Origin of the sequence: Gemmata sp. SH-PL17 (assembly GCF_001610855.1) — a bacterium.
In the GTDB taxonomy this organism is placed as follows: Bacteria; Planctomycetota; Planctomycetia; order Gemmatales; family Gemmataceae; genus Gemmata; species Gemmata massiliana.
This window is the reverse complement of record NZ_CP011271.1, coordinates 8,338,274-8,350,527: the sequence shown is the minus strand read 5'-3', so window position 1 is coordinate 8,350,527 and position 12,254 is coordinate 8,338,274. Positions and strand designations below refer to the sequence as shown.

The window sequence follows — 12,254 nt, the reverse complement described above, 5'->3', positions numbered from 1 at the left end:
GGTGCGGTGAGGGAAGAGAAGGGGCGAGAGTGTGAGCGGGTGAAAGGGTGACAAAACCAAAATGGAAACGTGTTCCCGTCCTTTCACCCTTCACCCGCTCACACTCTCGCCCCTTACTCTTCCGTGATCTTTCCTCACTCTGCTTGCAATTCCGGGAAGACTGCAGGGGAGAGCTTCGCGGTGACGAGGTGATCGTGGAGGCGCTTTTTTGCCTGGAATTTGAGGTTCGCGATGTCCTGTTCGGTGCGCTTCAGGCGCGCGGCGACCTCGGCGTTCCCCCACCCCTTTACGTACAGGAGTTCGAGGGCCATCACCTTCGCCCATTCGCCCTTCAGTTGGAAGTCGCGCACGAGATCACGGAGCGCCTGACCGAGTGCGTCTTCTTCGCGCTCGCGCTGTTCCGCGCTGCGGGCTAGAGTGGACGCCCCCGCTGCCGGTCGTCGGGCGCCTGACCCATCGCCTCGTCTTCGGTGTCGGTGCCGCTCTGATAACGGAGCCGACCCATCTTCCGCAACTGGTCCGTGACCTTGTGCGCCGCGATGGTGAACAGCCACGTCTGGAGGTCGCGCTTGTCGTCGTAGTTCACGAGGCTGTTGCTGAACCCGATGAACGTCTCCTGCACCACGTCCTCGACCGAGGCGTGGTCCTTGAGTCGGCGGCGCACGTAGGCCGTGAGCCGGCCGCGGTACCGCTTGTCCAGTTCCGCCCATGCGGTCTGGTCGTTCTTCCGCACGCGGTTGATGAGCAGCCGATCGGATTCGGTGGTCATGGTGCCCGGAAAGTTACGGTGCGCGAATGAATCAGACGAAGAGAACGGCCGCTGCCGCCCCGCCCGCGAGGATCGCTGCCCCCAGAGCCAGCCAGCTCGTGAGGTAGCCGCGGGTCCACTCGTCGGCGCGGAGGAACAGGAAGCCCGTGAGCGCGATCGCCATGAACACGCCGACGAGCCGTACCCCCGCCCCAACGCGCTCCTGGGCGCGTAACTCGCGCACCTGCTCCGCGGTCACTTCCACATCGTACTCGACGTAGACCAAGTTATCAGACTCGGACGCGCCCGCCTTGATGAGTAACTCGATTTCCTCCGAGTCGGGCTTGCGTACCGTGCGGCTGTCTTTACGAAGGAACTCGGTTCGCACTTCGTTAACAGAAATCTTGTGGCGCACGGGCGGGTCGAGTTCGCCGAGCTTCTTCTCGATCAGCTCGCGGGCCGCGGTCAGGGCGTCTTCTTCTGCTTCGGCTTCGGTCGCGTATGCCAAAACACTCACGACGCGCTCGCGAACCGCGAGCGCTCCACCACCAGGGTGCGCTCGCGATATCGGAGCGGGTGGCCCTTTCACGACCGGTTCCGGCGGTGTCGGTGGGGGCACAGGAGTGCCGCTCTTGGGCGGTGCCGGTTTGGGGCCGCCCCGGTGGATCTGCCCGTCTTCGAAGGTGACAACCCCGAATAACGAAACACCGCGTTTGACCGCGAGATCGGGCATCGCCTTCGCTTGCGAACTAGCCCCGCCGTTCACGCCGTTGAGCGCGAGGGCTTCGGCCTCTTTGCGGGCTTTTTCGGCTTTACTCCCGGTCGCCCCCCCGGGGACCGGACCGGACCTGGCACACGCGCCCAGCGCGAAGCACAGCCCGACCACCGACAGTCGAAGGATGTTCCGCGCCGTGCTTTTCATGCCGCTCTCCTCGGTTCTGATACCCGCTACCGACAGTGCGTGTTTCGTCGCCCGGCGAAACACGAGCCGAAACTACGCGCGCGCCGACTTCAACGGCGGACCGGCCCACGGACTCGCGACCTGGGCCGCGATGGTTGCGATCACCAGCACGGATATGCCGAGCATCGCCGGGGTGGATTCGCTCGTCGGCCACAAGAACAGGAAGATACTGCCCCAGAACGCGATGGCTATGATCGGGATGAACCGCACGCGCTCGCGCCGGTTACGGTTCGTGGTCGTCCACCAGCGCGACACTGCAACAGTGACACCGAAGTAGACCAGATATTTCATTCCGGTCCCGAACGTGTCCTGGCTCAATCGGTGATTGAATGCCACGATGTCGCGGCTGGAGGCGTTCGCGGTGCCGGTCGGGAGCGCCCAGCCGTCGAGCCAGAACGCCATCGCGCCGATGCACAGGCCCACGACCAGTTGAATCGCGCGCCGGCCCCACGGGTTGTTTTCGCTCCGCTTCGGCAACCGGCCGATGGCCATGACAGCCCACGCGAGCACGGTCGAGAGCACGAACACGCGCCCGAGTAGCGACCAGGGCACCGCCCCCTGGAACACCGCCCACGGTGCGGTACACGCGGCCGTAATCAGTGGAGTCAGTGCGAACCCGCCAGCCAGTTCGGTAAGCCGGTCGCGGGCGGTCTGTGTGAGCGGACCCGAGGGTAACTGCTTTTCTTTCGTGCGCGTGTCGCGCGGCACCGGGAACGCGACCGGGCGCACCGCGTCCGACGGCACATCGAGTGGCGGTGCCGGTATCGGCAGCGGAGGGGGAACCGGGCGCGCTCGCGGGAGCGTGGGCGTCAGTGACGCGGCCGTGGACATTTCCGGGTCGCGCCGGCCGCCGGCGAACATCTCTTCGACCGCCCGCGCGAGTTCGGCCGCGGTCGAGAACCGCTTCGCCGGGTCTTTTTCGAGCGCCCGGCCGAGTACTTCGCGGTACGGGACCGGTAGCTTCGTGAGGTCTGGTGTTTCGGTGATGTGCTTGATGAGCACTTCGTAAGGTGTCTCGCCGTTGAACGGACGGAGGCCGGTAATCATCTCATAAAGGATGATGCCGCACGCATAAATGTCGATGGACGCGGTGTAGTTCCCGTTCTTGATCTCGGGCGCCATGTAGTACGGCGTACCGACCCCGCGGCTCAGGTCGCTGCCCTCGCTGCCGCTGATGCGCCGGGACAGCCCGTAGTCGCCGATCTTCAGGTGCCCGTGCTCGATGAAGATGTTGCCGGGCTTCAGGTCGCGGTGAACGACGCCCTGGTTGTGCAGGTAGCCGACCCCGCGGCACAGGGCCGCGAACCACTCGCGGATGACCTGCGTGGGCAGCCCGGTAGGGTGCTTGTTGATGACGTGAGCGAGCGACTCGCCGAACACGTACTCCATCACGACCCACTGGTCGCTGCGGGAGTCGACTCGGAGGTCGAACAGGTGAACGAGGTTGGGGTGCTTCAGGTTGATGCAGTGGGCCACGCCACGCAGCTCGGCGTCGGTGTGCCCGCGCGTGAGGAGCTTGAGTGCGACCTCTTTGCCCCCGTCGCTCACGGCGAAATACACTTCGCCGAACGCGCCCTGGCCGACGCCCCGCTTGAGGGTGAACCCGTCGAGCGGGCGCTGCCCGGACCGGTATGTGAACTTCATCGCCATCGCGGACCCCTGCGGATCGGGTGCACGGCCCCTCTCATTTAGGTTAATTCGCCCCGTGTGGGCGGATCTTGAGGGAAAAACCGACTCCGACCGAAGTAGGGGCATTATAACGGGTTCGCGAAAGATGTGGGGACCGTTATTGATCCGATGTTCACGGGCGCGGTGGAAGGTCCGCCGCGCCCGTGTGATCTCACAACCGCGGGTCGATGGGTTCGCTTTCCAGTGCCAGAACCGCGAACACACATTCGTGGACTTCGCGCAGCGGGGCGCTACGGGCGAAGCGTTCCAATCCTTCGAGACCCAGACCGAACTCGCGCGCGGCGAGCCCGCGTTTCGCCCCGACCGCCCGATGCTTCAGTCGCGAGAGGTGCTCCGCGGCGAGGTAATCTGGCCCGTAGATGATTCGCAGGTACTCGCGCCCGCGGACCTTCAGAGCCGGTTGCACAAAGAACCGCCGGCCCTTCGTCAGCACTTCGAGCGGTTTGACCACCATGCCCTCATCGCCCGCGTTCGTGAGATCGAGCCACCACTGCGTCGCGGACTCGACTTCGCCCGCGTCCGCGAGATCGACCACGCGATACGGCGTCGCGTGGAGAATACCTACCCCGTCCCCCCTCGCTCCTTGTGAGGGGGAACCCCCTATGGGTTCCCCCTGCAACCCCCTCCTGCCAGGGAAGGGGGAGAAAGAATTGTCGGTCGACGCAGCCCCACTCACAGCGGGATCATGTGCCGGCTCCCCCTTCCCTTCAGGGAGGGGGGATGGGGGGGTAGGTCTTGCACACAACTCCGCGAGGGTGCGCATGTGCCAGTCGTGGGTGCGATCGAAATAGAGTTTGCCCTCGGTCGCGAGCAGGAAGAACGGTGCGAACTTCAAGTCCGTGACCGAGTTCACCGACCAACAATAACGCCGGTACGACGCGACGAATCGCTCCACGGCTTCCGCTTTGGCGCCAAAGCGGGCCGTAAGTGCGGCTCGACCTAACCCCCCAACCCCCTTCCCTGGGAAGGAAGGGGGAGCAGAACCATCGAAGGTTTTAAGCCCCTCTCCGCTTAGGGGAGGGGTTGGGGAGGGGTCTGCCGTGTTCGCCAGGAGTTTGTTCACTTCGGCCAGTGCAGCCGTCGCCGCGCTGCCGGTGGCGGCGTACTGGCGGCGCAACAGTTCCTGTGCCTTGGCCGACCACGGCATCAGTTCGCCGTCGAGAGCCACCCAATCCGTATTGAACTTCGTCCACCAGTCGGCGGCCGTGAGCGCGTCGCGTACCAGCGCGAGGAACGCACTTTCGGTCGCGGTGTCGTCGAAGAACCGCCGACCGGTTCGCGTGTAGACAATACCGCTCTCGTTATTCACACCGAAGCGCCGGGCGGCTGCGGCTTCGTCCTTGCACACGATTATGACGGCGCGCGAACCCATGTGCTTCTGTTCGCACACCACGCGCTCCGCGCCCTCTTGCTTGTAGTACCGGAAGGCTTCCGCCGGATGTTCCAGGAAGTCGGGTAGCGCCGACGCCTCGCACGGCGACATCGTCGGCGGGAGGTAAATCAGCCAACGCGGATCAGCCGCGAACCGGGACATCACCTCTAGTGCCGCTGCTGCGTTCTCTTCGCGGATCGTGATCTTCCCCGCGAACCGCGTTTCGATGTTGCGCCGACCAATCACGTCGGCGATGTCGAGATCGGAGGAATGAAGACGACCTACCCCCCCGTCCCCCCTCTCTGAAGTTGGCTCTGTCTGCAACCCCTCCCCAACCCCTCCCCCAAGGGGAGAGGGGCTTAAAACCGCCTCTGATTCTGTTCCCCCTTCCTTTCTAGGGAAGGGGGTTAGGGGGTTAGGTTCTCCCCCCAACGGGCGCTTCGACTCCGCGTACTGCTTCTCCGCGGGCACGCTCACCAACTCTTGTTCCGGGTAGCGCAGCGCGGTCAGCGCGCCGCCGAACACGCACCCCGTATCGATGCAGATGCACCGGTTCTCCCATGCGGGCGTGAGCACCGGCGTGTGGCCGTAAACGACGTTCGCGCGGGCGCGGTAGTTCGCGGCCCAGTTCAATCGCACCGGTAAGCCGAATTCGTCGCTTTCGCCGGTCGTGTCCCCGTAGATCGCAAACGCGCGCACCTTCCCCGAAACGCGCCCGTGCATGTCCGCGGTCAGCCCCGCGTGCGCGACGACGAGGCGCCCGCCGTCCAGAACCAAGTGCGACGGGAGCTTCGCGATGAACTCCTGCACTCGGGTACGCAGTTCCGGCGGTTCCTTCTCGAATTGCTCCACCGATTGCGCGAGCCCGTGGTTCTGCTTCACCTTGTCGGGCGTCTTCATCCACCGGAGCAGCTTGTCTTCGTGGTTGCCCAGCACGCAGAACGCGATCCCGCGCTGTACCGCGTCCATCACGAGGCGGTACACGCCCGGCGTGTCCGGTCCGCGGTCGCACAAGTCGCCCACGAAGACGAGTCGGCGCCCCTCTGGGGGCGTCACGCGCCAGCCGTCTTCGCTCTGGGTGAGCGCGTAACCGAGTTTCGTGAGCAGCGCGAGCAGCTCGTTCAGGCACCCGTGAACGTCGCCGATAATGTCGAACGGCCCGCGCTCGTCCCGCTTGTTGACGGGGAGCCGGTAGCGCTCGAACGTGACCGCGGCGACCTCCTCTTCGCTGTTCAGCACGTACACACGCCGGATACCTTCGTCTTCGAGTCGGGCCAGCGAGCGCCGGAGGTCTTCCGCGTGGCGCTGGGTGACGTGCGGCCCGAACGGGCGCTCCACCGCGCGCTGCTGGTTCCGCGCGTGGCACACGTCGGCGCTGAAGTTGAACGCCACCGCGGTCATCTGGACGTGGTACTTCCGCGCCATCTCCAGGAGCGGCTTGCGCGATTCGGGGCGCACGTTGGTCGCGTCGATCACGGTGAGCTTCCCGCGCGCGAGTCGCTTCGCGCAGATCAGGTGCAGCACCTCGAACGCATCGTCCGACGCGGCCTGGTTCATCTCGTCGTCGCTGAGCAGCCCGCGGAAGAAGTCGGAGGAGAGGATTTCCGTCGGCTTGAAGTGCTTGCGCGCGAACGTGGACTTGCCGGAACCCGACGGGCCGACCATCAACACGAGCGCGAATTCCGGGATGCGAATCGTCATGAGCGAAGGGATCTCCTCAATCCGGCCCGCGCCGGCGGCCCTCCCCATCGAAGTTCGGGGGAAGACGGATGGACCCGCTACCCGCTGCTCGGGTTCGCGGGCAATTCAGACGCCGTCAAAGCACGCGGACGGTTCGCTCCAGCCGCGTGATGACATGTTCTACACAACCGTTAACGGGTCTAAACGGCACGTAAACCGCCAGAACGGACTGTTCACAAAGTCGTACTCGCAACGCTCCCGTCACAGTATCCGCTAAAGCCTTGGTGCCGCGAGCGTTGTGTCGCTCGGCGGCGCGCGAAACGTGCCCGCAAAACCGCTGGCACCGGGTGTGCTAATCAGCAGGACGCACCGAACCATTTCAGGTTCAACTGTCGGTATCAACCGGCCCCTCAACCGGTTACCGAGACACCAGGAGTTCCAGTCTAATGTCGTCCCGTTCTGTTCGCCCCATTCGGTCGCTCGCGATCGCGGGGCTGATGCTACTCGCATCGGCCGGCAGCGCCCGCGCAGACCTCATCAGTTTCACCGGCGGCGGGTCCGCCACGCACCCCAGCTCGTACTCGGGATCGATCGAGGTCAAGAACCAAACGACCACCTCGGCCGTGATCGAAGTGAAGCTGACGAACACCAGCACCAACGCCTTCAACTCAAGCGCCGCCAACGGTTTCATCACCGGGTTCGCGTTCAACAATCCGGGCACCGCGGCGAAGGGCAATATCACCGGCGTGACCTCGTTCTCGGCCTCGTACAACCCGGCCACGGGCCAGGCGTTCCAGTTGGTCAACGCGACCCCGTCCTCGAACCTGAACCTCGGCAGCCTCTTCGGGAAGTTCGACTTCGCGGCCTCGGTCGGCTCGACGCTGCACACGAGCGGGACCGCGTCGAACGGGCTGTCGGTCGGCGAAACCGGGACGTTCACGTTCGTGGTGAGCGGCACCAACCTGACGAACCTGACCGCCGCGAACCTGCTGTCGGAACTCAGCACGGGCGGCAGCCAGGACACGCCGTTCGTGGTCCGGTTCCGCGGGTACAACACCCCGAAGCTGCCCTACGGCGGCGACGGTGACAAGGTGCCGCTGGGCTCGATCACGACCCCCCCCTGCCCGCCGAACGGCGTGCCGGCCCCGCCGGGGTTGGTACTCGCCGGTATGGGGGCCGGGTGTCTGATGCTGGGGCGCCTCCGCCGGAAGCCGGCGCTGGCGTAAATCGCGAAATCTTTTGACCCCGGCGCCCGTCGCTCCGCGCCCGAAACCCCGCGATACACGGACCGTGTCGCGGGGTTTTCTGTTTTTGAAGCCCGCCGAACGGCGTGGCCGTCCGCGTGCGCGGCGCTAATAATAGCCCCCACAAGAACCGTAGAAGTGGGGCATTTATGAGCGACACGATCAACATTGCACTCATCGGCTGTGGCACCGTCGGTGGGGGCGTGGCGCGCGTGCTGCTCGCGAACGCGGACCGCGTGACCCAGCGGGCGGGACGGCCGATCGCGCTGCGCCGGGTGGTCGTGCGCGACCCGTCGAAGGCGCGCGACCCGCTCATCCCGCGCGAGATCATTTCCACCGACATCGACGCGGCCGTTCGCGATCCGAACATTCACGTCATCGTCGAGCTGATCGGCGGAACCGGACTCGCGAAGAAAATCGTTCTCGATTCGCTCGCGGCCGGGAAGCACGTCGTTACGGCGAACAAGGCGCTTTTGGCCGACGCGGGCGCGGAGGTGTTCGAGGCCGCGCGTAAAGCCGAGCGCACGGTGTGCTTCGAGGCAGCCGTGGCCGGCGGGGTGCCAGTGATTCGGGCGCTGGGGGAAAGTCTCGCCGCCAATCAGGTCACGGCAATCCAGGCGATTCTGAACGGCACGTCGAATTTCATTCTGACGTCCATGACCGAGCACAACATGAGCTACGCCGCCGCCCTCGCGGAAGCGCAGCGGCTCGGCTACGCGGAAGCCGACCCGACGCTGGACGTGGACGGCAGCGACGCGGCCCACAAGCTCGCGATCCTGGCACAGATTTCGTTCGGGGTGGCCGCGAAGCCGCACGAGATCGCCCGCCAGGGCATCGACACCATCGACGCGATGGACATTCGGTTCGCGAACGAACTCGGCTACACGATCAAGCTGCTCGCGGAGGCGTGGACCAGCGAAGAAACGCGCACCGGAACCCGTCCGGCGGGCGGCATCGACACGACTCTATCCGGGTCCGGCATCCACCCGGCTCCTGGCCCCCGGCAGACGACGGTCGAGAAGGCGGTCGCGCTTCACGTCGCTCCCGTGCTGCTGCGTCACACGGATCTGCTGGCGCAGGTCCGCGGGGCGTACAACGCGGTGCTGGTGTACGGCGACGTGGTGGGCGAGACGCTGTACCAGGGACCGGGCGCGGGTCAGATGCCGACCGCGAGTTCGGTGGTCGCGGACCTCATCGATTTGGGCGTAGGGCGGGCACAGCGGACGTTCGCCGCAGCGAAATTGTGGAGCCGCGAGGGGCGCGGGTTCACGGTGGAACCGCCGGAACGGGTGCGGAGCCGGTTCTATCTGCGGTTGCAGGTCGCGGACAAGCCCGGCGTCCTGGCCGACATCACGCGCATCCTGGCGGACGAAGAAATCAGCATTTCGAGCCTCGTGCAGCACGAAGCCCAGGAAGACGGCGCGAGCAGCCCGGTCCCGCTCGTGATCGTGACCCACTACGCCGCGACCGGTCGGTTCCGGCGCGCCCTGGAACGCATCAACAAGCTCGGCACGATCGCCGCCCCCGCCGTGTTCTTCAGCATGGGGGATTGAGAACTTGCAAAGTGTATTGATGCCGCAGTCGAGCGCTAGTTCTCTGCGATTGCAAATTTTAAGGGCGCTTCGTATTGTTTAGCCCAACTGCGGGATCAGTTTCGCATGATTATTCCTAATCCACGACTTCAACATACGATGCTAATGGTCCCTGACGATTGGCTCCAGCAACGAATGAAACGCGAGCGCCCAAGCACACATCTTTCCAGCGAACGTGGGGCATAAGTCGCTCAAAATGAAAGAAATAATCAACTTTGTCATGGTCTGATAATATTAATCCTGATCGACCGTCGGCGTGAATGCGAGTGACAGTTCCTATAATGTGGCCTTTTGAAAGATTAATTCCATGATCTTCGGCGAGCTTTGCAAGCGAATCTCGCGATTCCGGATCGATGTTTAGAGCATTTGCAGTATTGGCTATCGAGACTAGTGATGGGTGAAAAGATTTATCGTGTGTCAGTATATTGTTTAATTCTATAAATCTTATTGCAACCTGCGTTATTAGATCCTTGTTTTTTGACCGGGCGGCTGCAAATGCAATGTCTTGTAACGTATCGCAAAAGCTGTGTGCGAATGAGGTTTCGGATGGAAATGCGGAGCTGGCGGCATCAATGATTCGGAATATAGTCGCGGCAAGGCTAGTTGCTCTTTGAATGTCACGGGATTCTCTGGCCCGTTCCATCATTCTGTGTAGGCAGTTTAGGGATTTGTCGTATGTCTTGATTTGAAATCTTACGTTGTGCTTGGATACGTCATTTAATAATTTTTCAAATATCGCCCACGCTTCGTCGATACGTCCAGTGAATGCAAGGTATCTCGCGCGATCTGCGAGGACATTTAAATTATTGGGATCGAGTTGATTGGCTCGGTCGATTAGTGCCAACGCCTGCGTGCTATCGTTAAGCTTGTAAGCGCAAAATCCCGCATATAAAAAATACAATTGTGGAGCATCGGGCGAGAGCTCGATCGCCTGTTCATAGTCCTCTTGAGCACCGTGATAGTCGTTCGTATTTGCTTTTATGAAGGCAGATATCTTGTATACTTCAGGGTAAGTTGGTGCAACATTTTTTGCTTGAGTAATAAGACCCATTGCGCGCTCAGGTGATTTGCGCTGGGATTCGACCAGTGCGATTTGCAGAAGGCGTGCGGCAACACGATCGTTATTGCTGCGTATCCGAATTGCGCGTGGGTTGTAAGGGTCTGAGTCAGTGAATCTTCCAGCAGATTCTACCGCCGAGGCTAGCTCTGAGAGGCGGCTTGATACCATTTGCACCGTTTGACTGGATGGGCGGCGATGCGTTTCAAAGTATTGACGCGAGAATTCCGTAAGCGCATATTGTGTTTCAATAGTGCTGTCGAGTAATTTTTTATGTATCTGCTTCAAGATCATAGTTCCCGATATCTCAAATATTTGCTGGCGAACACTTATAGCGGATCGATTTGCGAGGTATGCGAGTTCTGCTTCGCCTAATGGTCGCCTAGCTGCAATCATTATTTCAAGAATGTAGTGGGATTCGTCGGATAGCTTTTCATAAACATTTTGTACGCAGAAACTTAATAGATCCGATTGGTGCGAGAGTAGCGATTGGATTGCGGTGCCGCGCTGGACTGACGTTACAAACCAGCGAATCGCAAGTGGGTTGAAGTGAAGGCGCTTGCAAAAATGGATGATGTCTGTTTGTGGCAGTTTTGCCAGCGAGTCGACTGCATGTACTTGAGAGTATCGCCGCAGTAATTGGGCAGCCTCTGCTTCATTTAGGGGTTGGAGTGGGCGGCGAATCTCTAGCTCACCTAGGCCAATGCGCGAGGTGATGACGAGTTTTGTATGCGGAGGTAGATCTCTTATGAATTCTTGCAGTTCATTTGTTTGAATTGTCTCTAAGTTGTCGATTGCAAGCAGGATCTTGAATTCGCTCAGGTATTCATGTAGATCCGATAGTATATTGGTGCTTAATTCTCTATCAGGCACTCCTAGTGGCTTTGCAATTGCTTTGTATAATCCTGTAACTGACGTGATCGAGTTGGCTATATCCTGCGCGCCACTAGCTGTTAAGACTTGGTTTTTTAGCGACACCCATATGATCATATCGAATTGTTTGTTTATGCTGTCAATTAAATCGTATAGGCATTTAACTAGTGTCGCTGTTTTGCCGACTCCTCCTTCGCCAAGTATAGTTACAATTCGGTGGTGCCCGAGAATTAGCTTTGTTATATCATCGCGATCCTTTAGTCGGCCGATGTAGCCTGTGTCGTCGAATTCCGGGAGGGGTAAGTTGTGTGGAATTCCATTTGGTTGTAGCCACGGATATTCAGGTATTCTGAGCGATAGAACAAATGATGGCTCCTCGGTTAATCGGGATCGAGTTGCTTTAAGTGATGACCATTTTAGATTCTTATGATTAAGTAGCGTGACACTTGCATCGTATACCGTGGCAAAATCGTCTGGTTCAAGCGGACGAGAGTGCATAACTCTATTGCGGATTCCTACAAGATGCTCCATCGGCTGCCTAGCTACTTGCAATTCTTCGCCTGCTCCTTGCGGAAGAAGGCTTCTATATTTTATCATTAATTCATAAGATTCAAAAAAATCGGTGTAGTCTAGTAGAATAGAATTCGGCGGCGTGCTTGATGATTCTGGCTGGGATTGAGTGTATCGTTCTTCAAGTTTTCTTCGCTGTTCCGGATTGAATGGATCGTTTGGCATCGCATCAAAAATGGCGAAATCGCGCAGTAGCGATCTCATATCGCTTTCCATCGAAGATAGCAGCGCATAAATTGTTAATCGTGCTGCATATCCAGCTTCGGTGGGATTCACAATTGGCCTTTGTATTTGGAGAATTATAGGTGGATGTAGTATATTAGTTGGCTTTGCTCCGCTTAATTGCGTTTCATTTTTGTGCCCACGGCTGTACTTGTCAAGTAAATTGCTTCGAGTTGGCTACTGGCGATTTATTTATATTAATTTTATTTGATGTATTTTATTTTTGATTAAAATAATTGATTTTTG

General features: G+C 60.3%; 8 protein-coding genes. 2 read left to right on the top strand and 6 right to left on the bottom strand.

From position 1 onward, the window contains the following. Positions 1-134: 134 nt before the first annotated feature. The 5 genes from VT84_RS34770 to VT84_RS34750 all read right to left on the bottom strand — a co-directional run bounded on the left by VT84_RS34770 (position 135) and on the right by VT84_RS34750 (position 6,471). Complete coding sequence (locus VT84_RS34770; RefSeq protein ID WP_082842772.1) at positions 135-350, bottom strand: hypothetical protein; 216 nt, start codon at positions 348-350, stop codon at positions 135-137. Between the two features lie 62 nt (positions 351-412). After that, the gene (locus tag VT84_RS34765; protein WP_082842771.1) at positions 413-769 is read right to left on the bottom strand and encodes an RNA polymerase sigma factor; all 357 of its coding nucleotides are present in this window, start codon (positions 767-769) and stop codon (positions 413-415) included. Between the two features lie 31 nt (positions 770-800). Then, positions 801-1,670: a hypothetical protein gene (locus tag VT84_RS34760; protein WP_082842770.1), complete on the bottom strand. Its 870-nt coding sequence runs from the start codon at positions 1,668-1,670 to the stop codon at positions 801-803. 72 nt (positions 1,671-1,742) lie between these two features. Further along, positions 1,743-3,359 (bottom strand): serine/threonine-protein kinase, encoded by a 1,617-nt coding sequence (locus tag VT84_RS34755; protein ID WP_162271951.1) that lies wholly within the window; start codon positions 3,357-3,359, stop codon positions 1,743-1,745. 190 nt (positions 3,360-3,549) lie between these two features. After that, positions 3,550-6,471: a polynucleotide kinase-phosphatase gene (locus VT84_RS34750; protein ID WP_239465564.1), complete on the bottom strand. Its 2,922-nt coding sequence runs from the start codon at positions 6,469-6,471 to the stop codon at positions 3,550-3,552. A gap of 425 nt (positions 6,472-6,896) precedes the next feature. Here VT84_RS34750 and VT84_RS34745 point away from each other — a divergent pair, with 425 nt between their 5' ends. Together VT84_RS34745 and VT84_RS34740 are read left to right on the top strand one after the other, a co-directional pair. After that, entirely contained in the window at positions 6,897-7,676 is a 780-nt protein-coding gene (locus VT84_RS34745) for a hypothetical protein (RefSeq protein WP_082842767.1), read from the top strand. Between the two features lie 167 nt (positions 7,677-7,843). After that, complete coding sequence (locus VT84_RS34740) at positions 7,844-9,247, top strand: homoserine dehydrogenase (RefSeq protein WP_082842766.1); 1,404 nt, start codon at positions 7,844-7,846, stop codon at positions 9,245-9,247. A gap of 115 nt (positions 9,248-9,362) precedes the next feature. Here the strand turns inward: VT84_RS34740 and VT84_RS39260 are convergent, their stop codons facing one another. Next, the gene (locus tag VT84_RS39260) at positions 9,363-12,062 is read right to left on the bottom strand and encodes a tetratricopeptide repeat protein (RefSeq protein WP_157470176.1); all 2,700 of its coding nucleotides are present in this window, start codon (positions 12,060-12,062) and stop codon (positions 9,363-9,365) included. Positions 12,063-12,254 lie beyond the last annotated feature (192 nt).